This window comes from Mycobacterium sp. 852002-51971_SCH5477799-a (assembly GCF_001667145.1).
Classification (GTDB): Bacteria; Actinomycetota; Actinomycetes; order Mycobacteriales; family Mycobacteriaceae; genus Mycobacterium.
The window spans coordinates 79,709-101,709 of sequence record NZ_LZIF01000083.1; the positions used below are offsets into that span (position 1 = coordinate 79,709).

At 68.7% G+C, this 22,001-nt stretch carries 22 protein-coding genes and 1 pseudogene; 9 read left to right on the forward strand and 14 right to left on the reverse strand.

The features are described from left to right. Positions 1-70 precede the first annotated feature (70 nt). Genes A5753_RS10800 through hemE form a run of 4 tightly spaced genes read right to left on the reverse strand, consistent with a single transcriptional unit; the run spans position 71 to position 3,943 of the window. Positions 71-823, reverse strand: a complete 753-nt coding sequence (locus A5753_RS10800; protein WP_067126935.1) for a class I SAM-dependent methyltransferase — start codon at positions 821-823, stop codon at positions 71-73. Further along, on the reverse strand, positions 820-1,515 hold the full coding sequence (gene hemQ / locus A5753_RS10805) for a hydrogen peroxide-dependent heme synthase (RefSeq protein WP_067126938.1): 696 nt from the start codon (positions 1,513-1,515) through the stop codon (positions 820-822). Before hemQ ends, A5753_RS10800 begins: the two co-directional genes overlap by 4 nt. A 5-nt stretch (positions 1,516-1,520) precedes the next feature. Continuing rightward, entirely contained in the window at positions 1,521-2,897 is a 1,377-nt protein-coding gene (locus tag A5753_RS10810) for a protoporphyrinogen oxidase (protein WP_067126941.1), read from the reverse strand. After that, complete coding sequence (gene hemE, locus A5753_RS10815; RefSeq protein WP_067126944.1) at positions 2,894-3,943, reverse strand: uroporphyrinogen decarboxylase; 1,050 nt, start codon at positions 3,941-3,943, stop codon at positions 2,894-2,896. The genes A5753_RS10810 and hemE overlap by 4 nt, the downstream gene beginning before the upstream one ends. Positions 3,944-4,031: 88 nt before the next feature. On the opposite strand from hemE, the gene A5753_RS10820 reads away from it, so the two are divergent. The 3 genes and pseudogenes from A5753_RS10820 (at position 4,032) to A5753_RS10830 (ending at position 6,897) form a co-directional block, all read left to right on the forward strand. Next, positions 4,032-4,841, forward strand: coding sequence for an enoyl-CoA hydratase/isomerase family protein (locus tag A5753_RS10820; RefSeq protein WP_067127284.1), 810 nt, complete (start codon positions 4,032-4,034; stop codon positions 4,839-4,841). 89 nt (positions 4,842-4,930) lie between these two features. Continuing rightward, positions 4,931-5,597 (forward strand): annotated as a pseudogene (locus A5753_RS10825) (DUF3000 domain-containing protein). A 1-nt stretch (position 5,598) separates the two neighbouring features. After that, positions 5,599-6,897 (forward strand): ribonuclease D, encoded by a 1,299-nt coding sequence (locus tag A5753_RS10830; protein WP_067126947.1) that lies wholly within the window; start codon positions 5,599-5,601, stop codon positions 6,895-6,897. Here the strand turns inward: A5753_RS10830 and dxs are convergent. From dxs to A5753_RS10850, 4 genes are all read right to left on the reverse strand, one after another. Further along, positions 6,894-8,819 (reverse strand): 1-deoxy-D-xylulose-5-phosphate synthase, encoded by a 1,926-nt coding sequence (gene dxs, locus A5753_RS10835; protein WP_067126950.1) that lies wholly within the window; start codon positions 8,817-8,819, stop codon positions 6,894-6,896. The two genes, A5753_RS10830 and dxs, sit on opposite strands and share 4 nt — an antisense overlap. A 53-nt stretch (positions 8,820-8,872) precedes the next feature. Then, positions 8,873-10,345, reverse strand: a complete 1,473-nt coding sequence (locus A5753_RS10840) for a cation:proton antiporter (RefSeq protein ID WP_067126953.1) — start codon at positions 10,343-10,345, stop codon at positions 8,873-8,875. Positions 10,346-10,570: 225 nt separating this feature from the next. Further along, positions 10,571-11,749, reverse strand: a complete 1,179-nt coding sequence (locus A5753_RS10845; protein ID WP_067126956.1) for a class I SAM-dependent RNA methyltransferase — start codon at positions 11,747-11,749, stop codon at positions 10,571-10,573. Positions 11,750-11,790: 41 nt separating this feature from the next. After that, the gene (locus tag A5753_RS10850; protein WP_067127287.1) at positions 11,791-13,785 is read right to left on the reverse strand and encodes an APC family permease; all 1,995 of its coding nucleotides are present in this window, start codon (positions 13,783-13,785) and stop codon (positions 11,791-11,793) included. Between the two features lie 126 nt (positions 13,786-13,911). Between A5753_RS10850 and A5753_RS10855 the strand changes: the two genes are divergently transcribed. Continuing rightward, on the forward strand, positions 13,912-14,577 hold the full coding sequence (locus A5753_RS10855; protein ID WP_156656060.1) for a TrkA family potassium uptake protein: 666 nt from the start codon (positions 13,912-13,914) through the stop codon (positions 14,575-14,577). A gap of 34 nt (positions 14,578-14,611) precedes the next feature. Further along, positions 14,612-15,289: a TrkA family potassium uptake protein gene (locus tag A5753_RS10860; RefSeq protein ID WP_067126959.1), complete on the forward strand. Its 678-nt coding sequence runs from the start codon at positions 14,612-14,614 to the stop codon at positions 15,287-15,289. Here A5753_RS10860 and A5753_RS10865 read toward each other — a convergent pair whose 3' ends face one another. Together A5753_RS10865 and A5753_RS10870 are read right to left on the reverse strand one after the other, a co-directional pair. Beyond that, complete coding sequence (locus A5753_RS10865) at positions 15,290-15,937, reverse strand: DUF3159 domain-containing protein (RefSeq protein WP_067127294.1); 648 nt, start codon at positions 15,935-15,937, stop codon at positions 15,290-15,292. Between the two features lie 53 nt (positions 15,938-15,990). After that, the gene (locus A5753_RS10870; RefSeq protein WP_067126963.1) at positions 15,991-16,359 is read right to left on the reverse strand and encodes an OB-fold nucleic acid binding domain-containing protein; all 369 of its coding nucleotides are present in this window, start codon (positions 16,357-16,359) and stop codon (positions 15,991-15,993) included. A gap of 138 nt (positions 16,360-16,497) precedes the next feature. Here A5753_RS10870 and A5753_RS10875 point away from each other — a divergent pair, with 138 nt between their 5' ends. Beyond that, a complete protein-coding gene (locus A5753_RS10875) occupies positions 16,498-17,196 on the forward strand; it encodes a hypothetical protein (protein ID WP_067127298.1) in 699 nt (232 codons plus the stop codon). Positions 17,197-17,200: 4 nt separating this feature from the next. Here A5753_RS10875 and A5753_RS10880 read toward each other — a convergent pair whose 3' ends face one another. Beyond that, positions 17,201-17,977, reverse strand: coding sequence for a DUF3710 domain-containing protein (locus A5753_RS10880; protein WP_067126967.1), 777 nt, complete (start codon positions 17,975-17,977; stop codon positions 17,201-17,203). A gap of 70 nt (positions 17,978-18,047) precedes the next feature. Then, on the reverse strand, positions 18,048-18,512 hold the full coding sequence (gene dut, locus A5753_RS10885; RefSeq protein WP_067126970.1) for a dUTP diphosphatase: 465 nt from the start codon (positions 18,510-18,512) through the stop codon (positions 18,048-18,050). A 25-nt stretch (positions 18,513-18,537) separates the two neighbouring features. Here dut and A5753_RS10890 point away from each other — a divergent pair, with 25 nt between their 5' ends. Then, positions 18,538-19,023, forward strand: a complete 486-nt coding sequence (locus tag A5753_RS10890) for a DUF3093 domain-containing protein (protein WP_067126973.1) — start codon at positions 18,538-18,540, stop codon at positions 19,021-19,023. A gap of 9 nt (positions 19,024-19,032) precedes the next feature. Here the strand turns inward: A5753_RS10890 and A5753_RS10895 are convergent, their stop codons facing one another. Then, a complete protein-coding gene (locus tag A5753_RS10895) occupies positions 19,033-19,335 on the reverse strand; it encodes a DUF4193 domain-containing protein (protein ID WP_036468275.1) in 303 nt (100 codons plus the stop codon). A gap of 181 nt (positions 19,336-19,516) precedes the next feature. On the opposite strand from A5753_RS10895, the gene cei reads away from it, so the two are divergent. After that, positions 19,517-20,167 carry an envelope integrity protein Cei gene (gene cei, locus A5753_RS10900; protein ID WP_067126975.1) on the forward strand — a complete coding sequence of 217 codons (651 nt, stop codon included), beginning with the start codon at positions 19,517-19,519 and terminating at the stop codon, positions 20,165-20,167. 11 nt (positions 20,168-20,178) lie between these two features. Here the strand turns inward: cei and A5753_RS10905 are convergent, their stop codons facing one another. Beyond that, complete coding sequence (locus tag A5753_RS10905) at positions 20,179-21,048, reverse strand: inositol monophosphatase family protein (RefSeq protein WP_067126978.1); 870 nt, start codon at positions 21,046-21,048, stop codon at positions 20,179-20,181. 101 nt (positions 21,049-21,149) lie between these two features. On the opposite strand from A5753_RS10905, the gene ppgK reads away from it, so the two are divergent. Beyond that, positions 21,150-21,959, forward strand: a complete 810-nt coding sequence (ppgK, locus tag A5753_RS10910) for a polyphosphate--glucose phosphotransferase (RefSeq protein WP_067126980.1) — start codon at positions 21,150-21,152, stop codon at positions 21,957-21,959. Positions 21,960-22,001: the final 42 nt, after the last annotated feature.

The following is a 22,001-nucleotide window of genomic DNA, read 5'->3' on the forward strand; positions in this document are numbered from 1 at the left end:
GCGGACGTTTACGTGTCGTGACGTGCAAAGCGGCGGACAACTGGGTCGTCGGCCGCGGTCAGCCCACGAGTCAGTCCACCCGGGTGGCGTGCACTTCCCAGAACGGGGCGTGTGCCCGGGCCCCCTCGAGCCACGGCTCGATCACCCGGAAGCGCTCCAGCAATTTCTCCGCCTGATCGGCCATGTCCGGGTTGCGCTTGGCCATCGCCTCGATGGACTCGACGCTGACGTTGACCCGGTAGGTGGTCGTGCCCAGATAGGTGATCTCCCAGCCGCCGTCGGGAAGCACGTCGCGAAAGTCGTTCTCCGACAACGACCTCAACATCTTGAAGCCGTTGACGTTGTGTTCGCCGAACTCGAACATGTACAGCCGCGCGCCCGGCTTGGTGGCGCGGTGCAACGCCTGCACATAGGACCGGCGCAGCTCGGCCTCGGTGCTGAAGGTGTGGTAGAAGGCGCAGTCGACCACCGTGTCGAACCGGCCGTCGAATCCGTCCAGCTTCGTCGCGTCGGCCAGCTCGAAATTGACTGACACCCCGGCCTTTTGGGCGTTCTGCCGGGCCCGCTCGATGGCTCCCGCCGAGCCGTCGATGCCGGTCGCCGAATATCCCTTGGACGCGTAATAGATCGCGTGATGGCCCGGACCGGTGCCCGGGTCGAGCACCTCACCCTTGATCGCGCCCACCGCGACGAGCTGCTGGACCACCGGCTGCGGCCCGCCGATGTCCCACGGAGTGGCGGCCGGCAGACCGTGCGACGTCCGCGGGTCGCGGTACATCTCCTCGAATCGGGTGGAATCGGTCGGATCGAAAGGCGTTGTCATGGCAGGGCATTCACCAGCTGCTCGACGGCAACCCGGGGGCCGGTGAAGAACGGCGTCTCCTCGCGGGTGTGCCGGCGGGCATCGGTGGCACGCAGTTCGCGCATCAGGTCGACGATGCGGTGCAGTTCGGGGGCCTCAAAGGCCAGCAACCATTCGTAGTCGCCGAGCGCGAACGCCGGGACCGTGTTGGCGCGGACGTCCTTGTACTCGCGGGCGGCCATGCCGTGTTCGGCGAGCATGCGGCGGCGTTCCTCGTCGGGCAATAGGTACCACTCGTAGGACCGCACAAAGGGATACACGCAGATGTAGGCGCCGGGCTCCTCGCCGGCCAGGAATGCCGGGATGTGGCTCTTGTTGAACTCGGCCGGCCGATGCAACGCCACACTGCTCCACACCGGCGAACTGACCCGCCCCAGCGCCGTGGTGCGCCGGAAATCGGCGTACGTGGCCTGCAGCGCCTCGACGCGTTCGGCGTGGGTCCAGATCATGAAGTCGGCGTCGGCGCGCAGGCCCGCGACGTCGTACAGCCCGCGCACCACGACGCCGCGCTCCTCCTGCTGCTTGAAGAACGTCGACGCTTCATCGATGACGTCGTCCCGCTGGTCACCGAGCTCACCCGGCTCAACGGAGAACACCGAGAACATCAGGTAGCGGATCTGCGAGTTGAGCGAGTCGTAGTCGAGCTTGGCCATGGAACCTATCGTGCCACCCGCGCGTCCAAGTCTCCGATGGCCCTGATCACACGCTCGACCGCGCGCCCGGCCGCACCCACGCAGGCCGGCACGCCGATGCCGTCGAGGTAGCTGCCGGCCACCGCGAGCGTCGGGGGCAGGCCCGCGCGCACCTCGGCGACCAGGTCGGCATGGCCCGGGCCATACTGCGGCATCGCGTCGATCCAGCGCTGGATGCGGACGTCGACGGGGTCGATGGTCAACCCGAACACTGTGGTCAGGTCGCCCAACGCCCAGGTCAGCAGCTCGTCGTCGGACGTGTCGGCCGCCACGCGATCGCCGAACCGACCGAACGACAGCCGCAGCAGCTGCGCGTCGCCGGCGGCACCCCACTTGCGCGACGACAGCGTGATGGCCTTGGCCCGTAACCGCTCACCGGTGGCCACCAGCACACCCGAACACTCCGGGAACGCGGTATCGCCCGGCACGGCCAGCGCCATCACGACCGACGATGCGCTGCTGATGCGCTCGGCGGCGGCGGCGCTGGGCAGGGCGACCTCGGCCAGCAGCCGGCGACACTCCCCCGCAGGCACCGCCAGGATCACCGCATCGACGGGCCACCGAGCGCCGGTGTCGTCGATCACCGACCAGCCGGCGTCGGCGCGCTCGAGCCGCGACACCGCGGCGCGCACCCAGCGCGGGCGCCCGCGTGCGACCAGCTCATCGATCAGCACCCGGTAGCCGCCCTCGAGCGACCCGAACACCGGCGCGCCGATGGCCGGCGGCAGCGCCTGACCCACGGCGTCCGTCAGGCTGGTGGCGCCGCGATCCAGCGCCGCCGCCACGGTCGGGGCGGCCGCGCGCAGCCCGATAGTGGCCGCCGAACCCGCATAGACCCCGCTGAGCAGCGGATCCACCGACCGCGACACCACCTGGTCGCCGAACCGCTCGCCCACCAGGTCGGCCACCAAGGGGTCGCTGCCCGCCCGCCACGCCAGCGGGCGGCGGGGTTCGGCCTCGATGCGGGCCACCGTGGCCTCGTCGACCAGTCCCGCCACCGACGCCGCCGACGACGGGATCCCGACGACGGTGCCCGTCGGCAGCGGACGTAACTCCTGGCGGCTGTAGATCAGTGGGCGTGCGCCGGTCGAAACCCGCTGGCGCTCAGTCAGATTCAGCTCCGCCAGCAGCGCCGGCATTTCGGGGCGGCGCAGCACGAAAGCCTCGGCACCCAGATCCATCGGCTGTCCGCCGACCGGCTCAGTGCGCAGCACGCCGCCGAGCCGGTCACCCGGGTCGAACAGCGTGATCGCCACGCCGTCGCCGGCGGCCGCGCGCAGTCGATAGGCCGCCGTCAGGCCCGAAACACCGCCCCCCACAACACAATACGAGGGAGAAGTCATAGGGAGTGGACCAGCGACACCAGGTCGGTCAGCACACCGGGATCGGTTTCGGGCAACACGCCGTGGCCCAGGTTGAAAACGTGACCCGCGGCGCCGGCGTCGATGGCGCGCCGGCCGTCGTCCACGACCGCGCGCGCCGCGCGTTCCACCACCGGCCAGCCCGCCAACACCACCACCGGATCGAGGTTGCCTTGCAACGCCGTGCCAGGTTGCACGCGGGTGGCCGCGTCGGCCAGCGACGTTCGCCAATCCACGCCCACCACGTTCGCACCGACCGACGACATGGCGCCCAGCAGCTCGGCCGTGCCGACCCCGAAGTGGGTCATCGGCACGCCGTAGTCGGCCAGCGCGGCGAACACCCGGGCGCTGTGCGGCTGCACGTAGGTGCGGTAATTCGCCAGGGACAACGCCCCGGCCCACGAGTCGAACACCTGGATGGCGTCCACCCCGGCATCCAGCTGCACCCGCAAGAAACCGACGGTGACGTCGGTGAGCTTCTCCATCAACGAATGCCAGCTGTCGGGCTCGGCCAGCATCATCGCCTTCGTGCGCGCGTGGTGGCGGCTGGGTCCGCCCTCGATGAGGTAAGACGCCAGGGTGAACGGCGCGCCCGCGAAACCGATCAGCGAAACGCCGCGGAGCGCTGACACCAGCAGCGACACCGCATCGGAAATCGGCTGAACACGTTGCGGCTCAAGGGGTTTGATCGCGGCCACATCGGCGGCGGTCCGCACCGGCGACTCGATCACCGGCCCCACCCCGGCGACGATGTCCAGGTCGATGCCCGCACCGAGCAGCGGCACCACGATGTCGGAGAACAAGATCGCCGCGTCCACGTCGTGGCGGCGCACCGGCTGCAGGGTGATCTCGCAGACCAACTCGGCATCGAAGCAGGCCGACAGCATGTCGGTCTGAGCCCGCAGCGCCCGGTATTCCGGCAGCGAACGGCCGGCCTGCCGCATGAACCACACCGGCACCCGGTTGGGTTTGCGGCCGGTCACGGCCGCGAGGTACGGCGACTCGGGAAGGTCGCGGCGAGTACTCATCAGCCTCAATGCTGCCATGACCGCAGAACACCGGAAGTCGCTGCGTACTATCAACGACCGCAACCGTTTGAACGTCAGGAGCTCGGTGATGCCAGTGAGTCAGCCCCCAGCGAGTTACGACGGATTTCCCAGCCTGCGCTGCGAGCTCGGCGAGAACGGCGTGCTGACGCTGGTCCTCGACTCCCCCGGGCTGAATTCGGTGGGGCCGCAGCTGCACCGCGACCTCGCCGACATCTGGCCGGTGATCGACCGCGATCCCGCCGTGCGCGCCGTCCTGGTGCGCGGTGAAGGCAAGGCCTTTTCCTCCGGCGGCAGCTTCGACCTGATCGACGAGACCATCAACGACTACGAGGGCCGGCTCCGCATCATGCGCGAAGCCCGCGACCTGGTGCACAACATGATCAACAGCGACACGCCCGTCGTGTCGGCGATCCGCGGGCCGGCGGTGGGCGCCGGCCTGGTGGTGGCCCTGCTCGCGGACATCTCGGTGGCGGGCCGGACCGCGAAGCTCATCGATGGGCACACCAAGCTCGGCGTGGCGGCCGGCGACCACGCGGCGATCTGCTGGCCGCTGCTGGTCGGCATGGCCAAGGCCAAGTACTACCTGCTGACCTGCGAGACGCTGCTGGGCGAGGAAGCCGAGCGGATCGGGCTGGTGTCGGTCTGCGTCGACGATGACGATGTGCTGTCCACCGCCACCCGCATCGCCGAGAACCTGGCGCAGGGCGCGCAGAACGCGATCCAGTGGACCAAGCGCAGCCTCAACCACTGGTATCGCATGATGGGCCCCACCTTCGAGACCTCGGTGGGACTGGAATTCCTCAGCTTCAGCGGCCCCGACGTGCAGGAAGGCCTGGCCGCGCACCGCGAGAAACGTCCAGCCCGTTTCACCCGCTGACCGCCGCCTGAGCTGCACATATAGCTTTGGTGGAGGGCTGGTAACGGGTTGGTCGCGGCGGGTTTGAAACCCGGCGCGCCTGTCGCGGCGTGTCGGGCAGTAGGTCTACCGTCGATCCCTGTGACCCGTGCCGTGACGACGCAGAACGGTCGGGATGAACAGGAGCGGCGCCAAGTGACCTCATCCGAACCGGCCCCATTCCGCGAGGCGGTGGAGGCGATGAACGCCGTCGTCGTGCGGTCGGAGATCGAGTTGGGTCCCATCCGGCCGCCGCAACGCTTGGCTCCCCACAGCTACGCCCTGGGCGCCGAGGTCAAACATCCCGATCGCGACATCATTCCCGAACGGTCCGACGGCGATGCCTTCGGACGGTTGATCCTGCTGTACGACCCCGAAGGGGCCGACGCGTGGGACGGCACCATCCGCATGGTCGCCTACATCCAGGCCGACCTTGACCCCAGTGAGGCGGTCGACCCGCTGCTGCCCGAAGTAGCGTGGAGCTGGCTAGTCGAGGCACTGGAGTCACGTATGGAACAAGTCGTCGCCCTGGGCGGCACCGTCACCGCCACTACATCGGTGCGCTACGGAGACATCTCCGGGCCGCCGCGCGCCCACCAGCTCGAGCTGCGCGCGTCATGGACCGCGACGTCGCCCGTGGTCGGTGGGCATGTCGAGGCGTTCTGCGAGGTATTGGAACACGCGGCGGGCCTGCCACCCGCAGGAGTAACCGACCTGAGCTCGCGGTCACGCGCCTAGCATGGCCGAACCGTCGGCCGACGGGCCGGGCAGCAGCGCGCCCGGCGACGTGGACGCCGACGCCGTCCCCACCCCCCTGTCACATCCGGCCGAAGGCGTCCCGCCCATCTCGGTGAGCGTCCGCGAGATCGAGGCCGCCGCGCAACGACTGGACCGCGGGCACGGCCCCTTCGCGGTGGACGCCGAGCGGGCCTCGGGTTTTCGCTACTCCAACCGTGCCTACCTGATCCAGATCCGGCGGGCCGGTTCCGGGACGGTGCTGATCGATCCGGTGAGCCACGGCGCCGACCCGTTGCAGGCCCTGCGGCCGGTTGCCGAGGTGCTGAGCAGCGACGAATGGATCCTGCACTCCGCCGATCAGGACCTGCCGTGTTTGGCGGAGGTGGGAATGCGGCCGCCGGCGCTGTATGACACCGAATTGGCCGGTCGGCTGGCCGGGTTCGAACGGGTGAACCTGGCCACCATGGTCGAGCGGCTGCTGGGCTTTGGGCTGGCCAAGGGCCACGGCGCAGCCGACTGGTCCAAGCGTCCCCTGCCCGCCGAATGGCTCAACTACGCCGCCCTGGATGTCGAGCTGCTGATCGAACTGCGCGCGGCGATGGCGGAGGTCTTGGCCGAGCAGGGCAAAACCGGTTGGGCCGCACAAGAATTCGACTATCTGCGCGACGCGGGTCTCAATGATCCCGGCGCCGCGGTGCGACGGGACCGGTGGCGGCGAACGTCGGGCATCCATCGCGTGCGCGATCAGCGTGGCCTGGCCGCGGTCCGCGAACTGTGGTTGACGCGCGACCGGATCGCGCAGCGCCGCGACATCGCGCCGCGCCGCATCCTGCCCGACTCGGCCATCATCGATGCCGCGCTGACCAACCCGACAACCGTCGAGGAGCTGGTCGCTTTGCCCGTGTTCGGTGGGCGCAACCAGCGGCGCAGCGCCGCAGTTTGGTTGGCGGCGCTGGACGAGGCCCGGCGAACCAAGAACCCACCCGCCGAAAGCGAGCCGCCGAACGGCCCACCGCCACCGGCGCGGTGGAGCAGGCGCAAACCGGAGGCCGCCGCCCGGCTGGAGGCCGCCCGCTCGGCGCTGTCTGAGGTCTCCGAGCGGGTCAATGTTCCCACCGAGAATTTGGTCTCGCCGGACCTGGTGCGACGGCTGTGCTGGGACTGGTCGGCCGCCCCCGACCCGTTCGACGCCGTCGAGACGTTCCTGCGCGCCGGGCAGGCCCGACCGTGGCAGCGGGAGTTGGTGGACCCCGCATTGGCCCGGGCGCTTCAGGCGCCGGACGCCGACCCCGCTGGCTAGTCGAGGTGCTCGCGGATCTCCGCTTCGGTGACGCCGCTGCCCAGCGCTGCTACCCAGCCGGTGATGCGACGGGCCACGTCCTGGTCGGTCAGCGCCAGCTCCGACAGCAGCTCCCCGCGGGAGGCGTGCTCGTAGAACCGCTGCGGCAGTCCGACGTCGCGGCATGGGACGTCGATGTCGGCCCGGCGCAGAGCGGCCGACACCGCCGAGCCCACCCCGCCGTTGACCCCGTTGTCCTCGCACGTGACGACGAGCTTGTGCTGGGCCGCCAATTCCAGGACGCTCTCCGAGACCGGCAGCACCCAACGCGGGTCGATGACCGTGACGCCGATCCCCTGGTCCTGTAGCCGTTTGGCCACCGCCAGCGCCATCGGCGTGAAGGCGCCGACACCGATCAGCAGCACGTCGTGGTTGCACCCGCCGGCCGGGACCGCGAGCACGTCGACACCCGCGATGCCCGATCCGCGGCGCTCGATCGCCGGGATGTCCTCGCCCACATCGCCTTTGGGGAAGCGCAGCGCCGTGGGGCCGTCGTCGACGTCGAGCGCCTCACCGAGTTCCTCGCGCAATCGGGTGGCGTCCCGGGGCGCGGCCACCCGCATGCCGGGCACGATGCCCAGGATCGACATGTCCCACATGCCGTTGTGGCTGGCGCCGTCCGAACCGGTGATGCCGGCCCGGTCGAGCACCATGGTGACCGGCAGCTTGTGCAGCGCCACGTCCATCATGATCTGGTCGAAGGCCCGGTTGAGGAATGTCGAATAGATGGCCACCACCGGATGCATGCCGCCCATGGCAAGTCCGGCGGCCGACGTCATCGCGTGTTGCTCGGCGATGCCGACGTCGAACAAGCGGTCCGGGAACTGCTGCCCGAACGGTGTCAGCCCGGTCGGGCCGGGCATGGCGGCGGTGATGGCCACGATGTCGCGGCGCCTCCTGGCGTAGCCGATGAGGGCGTCGGAGAACGTCGCCGTCCAGCCGGGCCCGGCGACCTTGGTCGCCTGCCCGGTCACCGGGTCGATGACGCCGCAGGAATGCATCTGTTCGGCTTCGTCGTCCTCGGCCGGGGCGAAGCCCATCCCCTTGCGGGTCACCACGTGCACGATCACCGGGCGGCCGAAGCCCCGGGCGTGCCGCAGCGCGGCCTCCACCGCGCGTTCGTCGTGCCCGTCGACCGGCCCCACGTACTTCAGACCCAGATCAGTGAACATCAGCTGCGGCGACAACGAATCCTTGATGCCGGCCTTGACGCTGTGCATGAAGCGGTAGGCGATCTTGCCGACGAGCGGAAGCGCGCGCAGCGCGTCGCGGCCCTTCTCCATGGCCTGCTCGTAGGCCGGCTGCAGCCGCAGCGAGGCGAGATGGTCGGCGACACCGCCGATCGTCGGGGCATAACTGCGGCCGTTGTCGTTGACCACGATGATGACCGGGCGGACCGAGGCGGCGATGTTGTTCAGCGCCTCCCAGCACATGCCGCCGGTGAGCGCGCCGTCGCCGACCACCGCGACCACGTGGCGATTGCGGTGCCCACTCAGTTCGAAAGCCTTGGCCAGCCCGTCGGCATAGGACAGCGACGCGCTGGCGTGGCTGGACTCGACCCAGTCGTGCTCGCTCTCGGCGCGCGACGGATATCCGGACAGCCCACCCTTCTTGCGCAGGCTCTCGAACTCAAGCGAACGGCCCGTCAGCATCTTGTGGACGTAGGCCTGATGGCCGGTGTCGAAGATGATCGGATCGTGGGGTGAATCGAACACCCGGTGCAGGGCGAGCGTCAGCTCCACCACGCCCAGATTGGGGCCCAGGTGCCCCCCAGTCGCAGCAACCTTGTGAATCAAAAACTCGCGAATCTCGGCGGCCAGTTCGCGAAGTTCATGGTGGGAAAGGTGCTGCAGATCAGCGGGCCCGCGGATCTGTTCCAGCATCCAGTCAGTCTACGCAGCGCCTGCGAGAACACTACTGACGAAGTCGCGGGCGTTCACCGCCGCTGCGCGGGGCCGAACAGTTCGGCCAGGGTGTCGTGCAGTTCGGGATCTGCCAGGATGACGACCTCGTCGCCGGCCTCGAGTTCGGTGCCGCCCCGCACCGGCACGAGGCCCGTGGTGCGGACCACGATGCTCACCCAGATGTCACCGACGCGGTCGCTGAGACCCTCGACCGTGCAACCCTCGGCGACAGAACCGGCCGCGACGCTGAAGCGATGGACACCTTGCGGTTCGTCGGCGAGTCGCACACCTATCTGCCATGGCCGAGTCTCCACAGTGCGCATGGGCAGGTGCAACAGCCTGGCCACACCGGGCACCGAGCTGCCCTGCACCAGCACTGAGAAGACGACGACGATGATCACGATGCCGTACAGGCGTTCGGCGTCGGCGAGGTGAGCGGCGCGCAGGAACTCGCCCAGCAGAATCGGCACTGCACCCTTGAGCCCGGCGAAAAGAACGAAGCTGCGTTCGTTTCGCCGCAATCGGACTCCAACCAGGCAGGAGCCCACCGCCAACGGCCGAATCAGCACCGTCAGGGCCACGGCGAGGACGAGCCCGGTGACCCATACATCGGGATGGCCAAGGACATTGAGGTCGACGGTCAAACCCAGAACCGCAAACGCGACGATTTCCGCCAGACCGGCCACGGCGGCGTGGAATCGCTTGATCTCCGGCTTGTACGGCGCGCGAGCGTCACCGATCACGATGCCGGCTACGAACACGGCCAGGAATCCGGAGCCGTGCGCGAGCGTGGCGATGCCGTACAACATCAGACAGGACGCCAGCGTTCGTAGCGAGTAGAGACCTTCGCTGGGCAACGCGACACGGCGCATGAAGACGAGCAGGACACGTCCGCCGAGCACCCCGACGGCCAAGCCGACCGCCATCTGAAGAACGAATTGTGTTCCCACGCTGGCGAATCCGGCCGCACTGAGACCACCGGCGGCAATCAGGCTGGACATCAAGGCGATGCCGACCGGATCATTGGCACCGGACTCGCCCTCCAGGATGGTGCCGCTTCGCCCCCTGATTTCGCGTTTGCCCAGAACAGAGAAGACTACGGCCGGGTCGGTCGGAGCCACGGCCGTGGCCACCAGCACCGCGGGAAACCAGCCGATTCCGCACACGTAGTGCAGCACCAGTGCCGCCCCCGCCGCGGTGAGGGCGGTGCCCACGACACCCACCGACAGGATCGGGACGGCTGCGGCGCGAAAGCGCGACGGCCCGATGTGCATGCCGCCGTCGAACAGCACCAGGACCAACGCGATGGTGATCACCCGTTCGACGATCCGCTCGGAAGGCGGCTGCACCGCGGGCACGGCGTGCACCGCGACGGCGGCTCCGACCAGCACCAGCAGCGGCACGGGGACCTTGACCCGCTCGGTTAGCCGATTCGCCAGCACCGCAGCCAAACCGACTGCGCTAGAGAACAATACGAGCAGCGCGTAACGAAACGTCTCGTTCACGATGGCAGCAATCCGGTACCGGTGAGCACATACCGCGCACACAATCGACGCGACTCGACCATCACGGCCCGTTCTCGGAGGGTAAGCACGCGCGCCTTTCGATCGGTCGACAACGACACCGCCGACCAGACTTCCCGGCACACCGCGACGCAGTCTAGCCGGTCGTAGGACACACCCGGGCGGCATTGCGGCGGAGCAACCGGGAGGACCGTCGCCACAACGTAACTAACGCGTCAGCAGCGCGACGCATTCGGTGTGATGGGTCAGCGGGAACGCGTCGAACACCCTGATCTTCTTGACGGCGTAGCCATGGCCGCGGTAGATCCCGATGTCACGCGCGAAAGATGCGGCCTCACAACCGATGTGCACCACCCGCGGGACCTCGGCGGCGGCCAGCAGATCGATGACCTCGCGCCCGGCGCCCGCCCGCGGCGGATCCAGCACCGCCACGTCGGCGCGCCCCCGCTGCGCCATCAGCGCGCGGCGCACCGAGTCGGTGACGATGTGCACCTGAGTCAGATTGGTCAGGGTGGCCCGGGCGGCCCGGGTCGACGCGCGCGAGGTGTCGACACTGAGCACGCGTCCGGAGTGCCCGACGGCATCGCCGAGTACCGCCGCGAAAACGCCTGCGCCGCCGTACAGATCCCACGCGCGCATCCCGGTGCCGAGCTGCGCCCAGTCGGCGACCAGCTGGCTGTACACGTCTGCCGCGTCGCGGTGCGCCTGCCAAAAGGCGGTCACCGGCACCTGCCAGCTTCGCCCGGCCACACGCTGCACCGCCTCGTAGCGACCCTCCACCACCTTGGTCGCGGTCTGCCTGCCCTGCCGCAGGGTGCGCACCACGTGGCGTACGCCGTCGTCGTCGACGGCCACGTGCAGCTGGGCACCCGGCGGCCACCCGATGTCGGCGATGCCGCCGAGCATGCCCGCCGGCAGCTGGGCACAGCGCAAGTCGGTCACCAATTCCTCGCTGTGGTACCGGTGGAAGCCCGCGCGGCGGTCGGGGCCCACGCCGAGCCGGACGCGGGTGCGCCACCCCGTCGGCGCGGAATCCGCGAGCGGCTCGGCCTCTCCGCTCCACGCATGCCCGCCGAGGCGCTCGAGCTGATTGGCCACGACTTCGGCTTTGAGCCGGCGGGCCACCTCGGGGGCGGCGAACGCCAGGTCGCAACAGCCGGCGCCGTCGACGCCGGCGATGGGGCACAGCGAGGTGACGCGGCCGGCCGCCGGGTCGATCACCTCGACAACCTCTGCGTGCCAATAAGATCCGCGATCCGCGGTCACCCGGACGCGAACCCGCTCACCGGGCAGGGCATAGCGGACAAACACCACCCGGCCTTCGTGGTGCGCGACGCAACTGCCGCCGTTGGCCGGGGCATCGGTGGTCAAAGTGAGGTCCCCCATCGGGGGCGGCGCCGCGCGCGGCGCGCGTGTGGATTCGCGGGTCAATCGAAGATTCCCCGACGAGCGTCACCGGGCGCCACGTGCGGCTGCAGGGTTCTACGCCGCTCCGACGAACTCAACTGCCACGGAACCGAAGTCACCATGACGCCCGGCATGAACAGCAGGCGGCCCTTGAGCCGAAGGGCGCTCTGGTTGTGCAAGACCTGCTCCCACCAGTGGCCCACCACATACTCCGGAATGAACACCGTCACCACGGTGCGCGACGACTCTTCCCTGGCCCGCTTGACGTATTCCAATACGGGACGGGTGACTTCTCGATACGGCGAGGCGATGACCTTGAGCGGGACGCTGATATCGCTTTCTTCCCACTTGTGCACCAGCTCGCGGGTTTCCGCGTCGTCGACGCTGACCGTCACGGCCTCGAGCACATCGGGCCGGGTGGCCCTCGCGTAGGCCAGCGCACGCAGCGTCGGCAGGTGCAGCTTCGATACCAGCACCACCGCGTGATTACGGCTGGGCAGCACCACGTCGTCCTGGGCGGCGGCCTGCTCCGCCAATTCCCGGTTCACCGTGTTGTAGTGCCGGTGAATCATCTTCATGATCCCGAACAGCAGGCTCATCGCGAACAGGGCGATCCACGCTCCGGCCGCGAACTTGGTCACCAGGACCACCAGCAACACCGTGCCGGTGGACAGCAAGCCGACCGTGTTGACCACCCGCGAGCGCATCATCTTGCGCCGCGCCCGCGGCTCGGTTTCGGTGCGCAACAACCGGGTCCAGTGCCGCACCATGCCGATCTGGCTCAGCGTGAACGAGATGAAAACACCGACGATGTACAACTGAATCAACGCGGTGACCTCACCGCGAAACGCGATGATCGCCAGCAGCGCCGCCCCGGACAGGAACAGGATTCCGTTGGAGAACGCCAATCGGTCTCCGCGGGTGTGCAATTGGCGCGGCAGGTAGCTGTGCTGCGCCAGGATCGAGCCGAGCACCGGGAACCCGTTGAACGCGGTGTTGGCCGCTAGCACCAGGATGAGAGCGGTCACCGTGGCGATCAACAGGAACCCGATGTGGAAGCTGCCGAACACCGCTTGCGCCAGCTGGGTTACCAGCGTCTTCTGGTAGTAATCCTTGGGCGCGCCACCCAATTGCGTAGCGGGATCCTCGACGAGCTGGACGCCGATCTGCTGGGCCAGCACGATGATGCCCATCAGCAGCGTCACCGCGATACCGCCCAGCATCAGCAGGGTGGTGGCGGCGTTGCGCGACTTGGGTTTCTGAAATGCCGGCACCCCGTTGCTGATCGCCTCGACACCGGTCAGTGCCGCACATCCCGAGGAGAACGACCGCGCCACCAGGAACGCCAGTGCGAAACCGACGATCTGGCCGTGGGCGGAGTGCATCTGGAACCCGGCGGACTCGGCGCGTAGCGGATTGCCCAGCACGAAGATCCGGAAAAGCCCCCAGCCGATCATCACCAGTACACCGATGATGAACGCGTACGTCGGGATGGCGAACGCCAACCCGGACTCGCGCACGCCACGCAGGTTCAGCGCCATCACCAGCAGGATGGACACCACGCAGAAGAACACCTTGTGCTGAGCCACGATCGGAATCGCCGAGCCGATGTTCGCCATCGCGGACGCCGTCGAGACCGCAACGGTCAGAACGTAATCCACCATCAGCGCGCTGGCGACCACCAGCCCGGCGGTGTCGCCGAGGTTGGTGGTGACCACCTCGTAGTCGCCGCCGCCGGACGGGTAGGCATGAACGTTCTGCCGGTAGCTGGCCACCACCACCAGCATCACTGCGGCCACCGCCAGCCCGATCCACGGCGTCAGCGCGTAGGCCGTCACCCCGGCCACCGAGAGCATCAAGAAGACCTCCTCGGGCGCATACGCAACCGAGGACAGCGCGTCGGAGGCGAACACCGGCAAGGCGATCCGCTTGGGCAGCAGCGTGTGACTCAGCCGGTCGCTGCGAAACGGCCGACCGATAAGCAACCGACGGGTGGCGGTTGAAAGTTTGGACACGAGAGCCAAGAGTAAGCCCAGACGGGTTTGGCGGTAGCGTTCGTAGGAGAATGTTTGCCGACCGAAACGGCTGGCCGGCATGGGTCGCCGGTGAAGGGCGCAGGACGCGGTCGAGAGGACCTCAAGTTGCGAGTAGTGGTGATGGGCTGCGGGCGGGTCGGTTCCTCGGTCGCCGACGGACTGTCGCGCATCGGTCACGACGTCGCCGTCATCGACCGTGACAGCACCGCCTTCAACCGGCTCAGCCCGGAATACGCCGGCGAGCGGGTACTGGGGCAGGGATTCGACCGCGATGTACTGCTGAGGGCACGCATCGAGGAAGCGGACGCGTTCGCCGCGGTGTCATCCGGCGACAACTCCAACATCATCTCGGCGCGGCTGGCCCGGGAGACGTTCGGCGTCAAGCGGGTCGTGGCGCGCATCTATGACGCCAAGCGCGCCGAGGTCTACGAACGTCTGGGCATTCCCACCATCGCGACCGTGCCGTGGACCACCGACCGCCTGCTCAACGCGTTGCTGCGCGAGTCAGAGACGGCCAAGTGGCGCGATCCGACCGGCACCGTCGCCGTGTCCGAGGTCGTCTTGCACGAGGACTGGATCGGGCATCGCGTCACCGATCTCGAGCAGGCCACCGGCGCCCGGGTCGCATTCCTGATCCGTTTCGGGGCCGGCGTGTTGCCGGAACCCAAATCGGTTATTCAGTCCGGCGACCAGGTGTATGTCGCCGCGATCTCAGGCCGCGCCGCCGAGGCGGTGGCCATCGCCGCGCTGCCACCCAGCGAAGACTTGTGATGATTCCGAACAAGCGGCTTGAGGAGCGGCGCACATGAAGGTAGCTGTTGCCGGCGCCGGCGCGGTCGGTCGCTCGGTCACCCGCGAACTCATCGGCAACGGCCACGATGTGACGCTGATCGAACGTAATCCCGATCACGTCGACGTCGACGCCATCCCTGCCGCGCACTGGCGGCTGGGCGACGCGTGCGAACTGAGCCTGCTGGAGTCGGTGCACCTGCAGGAGTTCGACGTGGTGGTCGCCGCGACCGGAGATGACAAGGCCAACGTGGTGCTGAGCCTGCTGGCCAAAACCGAGTTCGCCGTACCGCGGGTGGTGGCCCGCGTCAACGATCCCCGCAACGAATGGTTGTTCACCGACGCCTGGGGGGTCGACGTGGCGGTGTCGACGCCGCGCATGCTGGCCTCGCTCATCGAAGAGGCCGTCGCCGTCGGTGATCTGGTGCGGCTGATGGAATTCCGCAGGGGTCAGGCCAACCTCGTCGAGATCACACTGCCCGACGACACCCCGTGGGGCGGCAAGCCCGTGCGCAAACTGCAGCTGCCGCGCGACACCTCGCTGGTGACGATCCTGCGCGGCCCCCGGGTGATCGTTCCCGAGGAGGACGAGCCGCTGGAGGGCGGTGACGAGCTGCTGTTCGTGGCCGTCGCCGAGGCGGAGGAAGACCTGCAGAAGCTGCTGCTGGGCAGCCACAGCCCGGCCGGCGAGTAGTCAGGCGCCGGGTTTGATTTCGACCGCGGGAACATCGGCAGCGGCGAGGGCCCGCTGCGCCGACTTGATCGCGGCGTAGGTCGCCAACGCCGCCAGCACGGTCAGCGGCCAGCCCATCGCGATCCGCGCCACCGCCAGCCAGCCGGTCCGATCGGCGTCGTAGAGCAGACCCTGAACGATGAACCGGGCGGCGAACACCAGCGCCCAGCCCACCGATGCGATGTCGAACGCATAGACGGCCCGTGGCACGGCGCGCCAGCGATCGCCCCGCCCCGTCGCCCAGCTCCACGCGTAGCCGACCATTGGGCGGCGGATCAGCACCGACGCCGCGGTGACCACCGCCCACACCAACGACATCCAGATGCCCAGCAGGAAGTAGCCCTTGGACTCCCCCAGCACGTAGGCGATCAGCGCGCACAGCGCCACGCCGAAGAAGCCGGACAAGGCCGGCTGTGCGGATTCACGGCGAATGAGCCGCCACATCAAGATCAACGCGGCCGCCCCCAGCGCGGCCACAACCGCGGGAACCAAGCCCGACACGCTCGAGGCGATGACGAACACCACCACCGGCAGCGACGAATAGATGACACCGCTGATCCCGCCGGCCTGAGCCAGCAGACGTTCCGGGTTGATGCGGTTAGCGGTCATTTGGTCCAGCGCGGGCGACTCGCGCGGGGTTGCCCCCAGATCGTCGGGGTCGGTCACCGCTGAATTTCGTAGTGGGGGTTGTAGATCGCCTTCGTTCCATTCTCCAGCTTGCCGAGGCGCCCACGCACTCGCAGGGTGCGGCCCGAGTCGATGCCCGGTATGCGGCGCTGCCCCAGCCATACCAGCGTGACGGTGTCGCTGCCGTCGAACAATTCGGCGCGTATTCCGCCGGCGCAGGCCCTGCCGTTGCACTCGACGCTACGCAGCGTCCCCACCATCGTGACCTCCTGGCCACGCTCACAGTCGATCGCGCGTTGCGCGCCCGTGCTGGTGACCTCGTCGGAGAGTTCCTCCGAGTCGAGTCGTTCCGGATCCTCCGTCAACCGACGGGTGAGCCGGCGCAGATACCCCTGGGCCCCCATGGCCACTCCTGACAAATGCTGCTAAGCCTCGATGCTTCCATCTATGCCAACGGACACCGTAGACCTCTTGGTTCCCCAGCGCCAACTGACTCAAACGTCGTGTTGGAGGGCGGGTCAACGGCGGGGCACTATCAAAAGGTGGTGGTCGATCTGCGCGGTGTCACGACGGTGTTGCTGCCCGGCACCGGTTCCGACGACGACTACGTTCACCGGGCCTTTTCCGGTCCCTTATCCGGGATCGGCGCGCTGTTGGTAACCCCTCCGCCGCGGCCCGACCGGTTGATCGAGGGCTACCTGGCGGCGCTGGATGACGCCGCGCGCGCGGAGCCGATCGCTGTGGGCGGGGTCTCGATCGGCGCCGCGGTGGCGGCTGCCTGGGCGCTGGCCCATCCCGACCGGTCGGTCGCGGTGCTGGCCGCGCTGCCGGCCTGGGCCGGCGCGCCCGGAACGGCGCCCGCGGCCCTTGCGGCGCGGTATTCGGCGTCGCAGTTGCGGGCCGACGGGTTGGCGGCGACCACGACCCAGATGCGGGCGTCCAGCCCACCGTGGCTGGCCGACGAGCTGAGCCGGTCGTGGGGCGCGCAGTGGCCCCATCTGCCCGACGTCATGGAAGAGGCGGCCGCCTATGTCGCGCCGAGCTGCGACGAGCTGGCGGGGCTGGCCGTGCCGCTGGGGGTGGCCGCCGCGGTCGACGATCCGATCCACCCGTTGCAGGCCGGCCTCGACTGGGCCGCCGCGGCGCCGCGCGCGGCGCTGCGGACGGTGACGCTGGACCAGATCGGGCTGGATCCCACCGCCCTGGGCGCGGCCTGTCTGGGCGCGCTGGCCGACCTGTAGCCGGTCAGCCGCCGGTGGTGGTGCGCAGCTGCTGCATAGCCGACCCGTCGACGCTGCGGCGCGCGGCCGGCTCGTTGGATGGTGCCTGCTGCCCTTGCACCGGTTGGGCGTCGTCCTGCCGTGCGGCCTGTTGCGCAGCGGCAGCTTCGCGCAGCTGCTGCGCCATCGGCTCGGGCAGCTGCACCGCCAAAGGTGTCCGCACCGGCAGCGGCGTATCACCGCGCCGAACCACGGTGTCCGCCAAGGCCGCTCGCGCCTCCTGCTCCAGGGCTTCCATCGTCTCCTGGGAGCCGTTGATGACGCAGCGGATCATCCAGCGGTAGCCGTCCACGCCGATAAAGCGCACCACGCCGGCGGCGGTGCCCACCACTTCGCGGCCCCACGGCCCGTCCTTGATGCTGACTTGGGCCGAGTCGTTGCGCAGCGATTCGGCCAGCTCGCCGGCCACTTCACGCCACAGGCCACCAGTCTTGGGCGCGGCGTAGGCGGCGATCGTGAAACGACCGTTCTGCGTGACGACCCAGACCGCACTCGGCACACCGGTTTCGGTCAGCTCGACCTGCAGCTGGCCGGCCTCCGGCATCGGGATCAGCACCGAGCCCAGGTCGAGCCGGGCCAGCTCGGCGACCGCCGGATCGTCGAAGTCCTCGATGTCGAACGGGCCCTCGAGGTCTTCGGGGGACGGTTCGTCGGCCTCGCCGGCCACGACCTTCTCCGCCGCCGATGTGTCGGCGCCGGAGGCGTCGTCGTCTTTGGGTGTGCGCTTACCGAATGCAGCCATCAGCGCCGCTCCTTCTCATCGCCTTGTCCCCCGCAAGCAGGAGGGGCCCCACTGCATCGACGCCGGCGCATCACAAACTCGCATGTCCGCCGGAGGAACCGTGACCACCATCGCCACGGGATGTTTCGGCCAGCCCGGCCTCGTTGAACGACGACACCTCGACCAGCTCCACCAACTCGACCCGCTGCACCAACAACTGGGCGATGCGGTCGCCGCGGTGCACCACGATCGGCTCGGTCGGGTCCAAGTTGATCAGCGCGACCTTGATCTCGCCTCGATAGCCCGCGTCGATGGTGCCCGGGCTGTTGACGATCGAAAGCCCAACTCGCGCAGCCAATCCCGACCGCGGGTGCACCAAGCCGACCATCCCGAACGGGATGGCCACCGCGACCCCCGTGCGCACCAGGGCGCGTCGCCCGGGTTCCAGCTTGACGTCTTCGGCGCTGTAGAGATCGATGCCCGCGTCGCCCTCGTGGGCGCGGACGGGCAGCGGGAGCTCGCGGTCAAGACGGACGATGGCCAGACTGGTCGACACGGGGCCAAAGACTACCCTTGACTGCGTGTCAGAGACGCGCGTCGCGCCGCACAACGTGCGGTATCGCGAACGATTGTGGGTTCCGTGGTGGTGGTGGCCACCGGCCTTCGCGCTGGCGGGCATCGTCGCTTTCGAATTCAACATGGGCGTCACCCGCCAATCGGTCTGGTGGCCGTACGCGACGCTATTCGCTGTGGCGGCCGCGGCGTTGCTGTGGCTGGGCCGCGTCGAGATCCGGGTAACCGAAGACCCCGCGGCGCCGGGCGAAGTGCAGCTGTGGGCCGGCGCGGCGCATCTGCCCGTCACCGTGATCTCCCGATCCGCCGAGATAGCGCCCTCGGCCAAGTCCGCCGCGTTGGGCCGCCAGCTGGACCCGGCGGCGTACGTCCTACACAGGGCATGGGTGGGGCCGATGATCCTGGCGGTACTCGACGATCCGGACGATCCGACGCCGTACTGGTTGGTGAGCTGCCGTCGCCCCGAGCGGGTGCTGTCGGCCCTGACACGGTGAGTGCAGCGATCAGGCCGCGCAGTCGGTACAGATCATCACGCCGTTCTTCTCGCTGGCCAGCCGGCTGCGGTGTTGCACCAGGAAGCAGCTCGAGCAGGTGAACTCGTCGGCCTGCTTCGGGATCACGCGCACCGACAGCTCTTCCCCCGACAGATCGGCGCCCGGAAGTTCGAAGTTCTCAGCGGATTCAGATTCGTCGACATCGACGACGGCCGACGCCGCCTCGTTCCGTCGCGCTTTGAGCTCCTCCAGCGAGTCCTCCGAAACGTCGTCGGTCTCGGTGCGCCGTGGAGCGTCATAGTCGGTAGGCATTGCCCTATCCCCTCACATGCCCTCGTTATCCAAGCATCGCTTTGTACCAGCGTCGAACGCATCCACCAAATGATTCGTGCCCGTATCGCGATCCATTAAGGTGTGATTTACGTCACACCCCTATTTTTACCCTTGCGCTCGTCCCTGAACAGCGGGTTTAGCGTGCGGCTAGAGTGCAGCTGTGGTCACGCAAATCACCGAGGGTACAGCGTTTGACAAGCACGGCCGGCCCTTCCGGCGCCGCAACCCCCGGCCCGCCGTAGTCGCGGCGATCGTCCTCGCGGTGGCCACCGCCGTGATCTGGACGATCGCGCTGACGCGACCCGCCAAGGTGCACGAGGCCGCGGTGTGCAACCCGCCACCGCAGTCGGCCGGCTCGGCACCGGCGCAACTCGGTGAACAGGTTTCGCGCAGCGCGATGATGGACGTCACGCCTGCCAAACTCGCGGACACCAAAGTTCGCGTCCTCAACGCCAGCGGCCGCGGCGGCCAGGCCGGCGACGTCGCGGGCGCCATGAAAGACCTCGGCTTCGCCCAACCGACCGCCGCCAACGACCCGCTCTATGCGGGCACCAGACTGACCTGCCAGGGCCAAATTCGTTTCGGCACCGCCGGACAGGCCACCGCGGCCGCCGTGTGGCTGGTGGCGCCGTGCACCGAACTGTTCAACGACAACCGCGCCGACGACTCGGTCGACCTCTCCCTGGGCACCGACTTCTCCGCATTGGCCCACAACGACGACATCGACGCCGTGCTCGCCACCCTGCGCCCCGGCGCCACCGAGCCCTCAGATCCCACGCTGCTGGCCAAGATTCACGCCAGCAGCTGCTGACGCGCGGACGGTCAATCGAGAATCGGATCCATGCCGTCCAAGCGCTCCAGGACGGCCAGCAGTTCGTCGGCGATTCCGGGCGCGGCGGCCAGCGCCAGGCCGGCCCCGGCTACGCCGGGCGCGGGCAGAACCACCCGAGCCCCCGCCTCCGCGGCGATCAGCGCACCCGCGGCGCGATCCCACACCTGCAGGCCGTGCTCGTAGTAGGCGTCGAGCCGGCCCGAGGCGACCATGCACAGATCCAGCGCCGCCGAACCGATGCGACGAACATCGCGGACCACCGGGAGCATGCGCGCCAGCAGCGCGGCCTGCGCCGCGCGGCGCTGCCGCGAATAGCCGAACCCGGTGCCCAGCAACGCCATTGACAGATCGTCGACGGCCGCGCACTGCAGCGGCTGCGTCCCCTCATCGTCGGTGACGTGCGCACCCAGGCCCACCGCCGCCGAGTACACCCGGTTCCCCACGACGTCGGCGACCGCCCCGGCCACCGACTCGCCGTCGACCTGTGCGCCGACCGACACGGCGTAGGCGGGGATGCCGTAGACGAAATTCACTGTGCCGTCGATGGGATCGAGCACCCAGGTGACCGATCCGGCCGGCGTGCCCGCCGGATCGGCAGGCCCGCCGCCCTCCTCGCCGAGAATGGGCTCCCCAGGCCGTATTTCGGCCAGCCGATCGCGCAACAGCCGTTCCGTTTCCGTGTCGACGACGGTCACCGGATCGGTCGGGGTGCTCTTCGATCGCACGGCGCCGCTGTCATCGCTGACAGCGTCGGTGCCGAAAACCTCTGCCCGCCGACACCTCACGAACGCGGCGGCCTCCGCGGCCAATGTTTCGGCGACGGAGCGCAGCTGCACGAGCTCGTCATCGGAAGGGGTCACCGGTCTATCGGATCACAGTCGCCCTGCTCGCGCGGACGCCGCGGGCCGCGCCGTTGCGGCGTTAAGGTGAGCGGACAGCCCAGTCACGCCGAGGAGATTCGATGACCAGCACCGACTCGATCACGGATACGCCCGGCACAGCTGCCGGCGACGGCGGGCCACAGCGTCGCGGATTCGGCATCGACGTCGGCGGCAGCGGCATCAAAGGCGGCATCGTCGACATGGACACCGGGCAGTTGATCGGCGAGCGGGTCAAGCTGCTGACCCCGCAGCCCGCGACGCCCCCGGCGGTGGCCAAGACGATCGCCGAGGTGGTCAACGCGTTCGGGTGGACCGGCCCGCTGGGGGTGACCTATCCCGGCGTCGTCACGCACGGCATCGTGCAGACGGCGGCCAACGTGGACAAGGCGTGGATCGGCAGCAACGCGCGCGACATCATCAGCGCCGAGCTGAACGGTCAGGACGTCATCGTCCTCAACGACGCCGACGCGGCCGGGCTGGCCGAGGAGCATTACGGTGCGGGCAAAGGCCAGTCCGGCCTCGTGGTGTTGTTGACGTTCGGCACCGGGATCGGCTCCGCGGTGATTCATAACGGGTCGCTGATCCCCAACACCGAGTTCGGCCATCTCGAAGTCGGCGGCAAGGAGGCCGAACAGCGGGCAGCGTCCTCGGTGAAGGAAAAGAACGGCTGGTCTTACGAGAAGTGGGCCAAGCAGGTCACCAAAGTGCTGGTGAGCATCGAGAATGCGGTGTGGCCGGACCTGTTCATCGCGGGCGGTGGCATCAGCCGCAAGGCTGAAAAATGGGTGCCGCTGCTGACCAACCGCACCCCGGTGGTTGCCGCGGCGCTGCTCAACACCGCCGGGATCGTCGGCGCGGCCATGGCCGCCACCTCGGACGTGACTCACTGATTTTGGCCGGCAGGGCCGTAGTGCCGCGCACTGTCGTTACAA

What these genes read in the sequence shown, in the direction of transcription:
- A5753_RS10800 (WP_067126935.1), bottom strand. Translation starts at nt 823, where the DNA reads ATGACAACGCCTTTCGATCCGACCGATTCCACCCGATTCGAGGAGATG.
- A5753_RS10820 (WP_067127284.1), top strand. Translation starts at nt 4,032, where the DNA reads ATGCCAGTGAGTCAGCCCCCAGCGAGTTACGACGGATTTCCCAGCCTG.
- A5753_RS10895 (WP_036468275.1), bottom strand. Translation starts at nt 19,335, where the DNA reads ATGCCTACCGACTATGACGCTCCACGGCGCACCGAGACCGACGACGTT.
- A5753_RS10830 (WP_067126947.1), top strand. Translation starts at nt 5,599, where the DNA reads ATGGCCGAACCGTCGGCCGACGGGCCGGGCAGCAGCGCGCCCGGCGAC.
- dxs (WP_067126950.1), bottom strand. Translation starts at nt 8,819, where the DNA reads ATGCTGGAACAGATCCGCGGGCCCGCTGATCTGCAGCACCTTTCCCAC.
- A5753_RS10845 (WP_067126956.1), bottom strand. Translation starts at nt 11,749, where the DNA reads ATGGGGGACCTCACTTTGACCACCGATGCCCCGGCCAACGGCGGCAGT.
- hemQ (WP_067126938.1), bottom strand. Translation starts at nt 1,515, where the DNA reads ATGGCCAAGCTCGACTACGACTCGCTCAACTCGCAGATCCGCTACCTG.
- A5753_RS10810 (WP_067126941.1), bottom strand. Translation starts at nt 2,897, where the DNA reads ATGACTTCTCCCTCGTATTGTGTTGTGGGGGGCGGTGTTTCGGGCCTG.
- A5753_RS10865 (WP_067127294.1), bottom strand. Translation starts at nt 15,937, where the DNA reads ATGACCGCTAACCGCATCAACCCGGAACGTCTGCTGGCTCAGGCCGGC.
- A5753_RS10860 (WP_067126959.1), top strand. Translation starts at nt 14,612, where the DNA reads ATGAAGGTAGCTGTTGCCGGCGCCGGCGCGGTCGGTCGCTCGGTCACC.
- A5753_RS10870 (WP_067126963.1), bottom strand. Translation starts at nt 16,359, where the DNA reads ATGGGGGCCCAGGGGTATCTGCGCCGGCTCACCCGTCGGTTGACGGAG.
- ppgK (WP_067126980.1), top strand. Translation starts at nt 21,150, where the DNA reads ATGACCAGCACCGACTCGATCACGGATACGCCCGGCACAGCTGCCGGC.
- A5753_RS10880 (WP_067126967.1), bottom strand. Translation starts at nt 17,977, where the DNA reads ATGGCTGCATTCGGTAAGCGCACACCCAAAGACGACGACGCCTCCGGC.
- hemE (WP_067126944.1), bottom strand. Translation starts at nt 3,943, where the DNA reads ATGAGTACTCGCCGCGACCTTCCCGAGTCGCCGTACCTCGCGGCCGTG.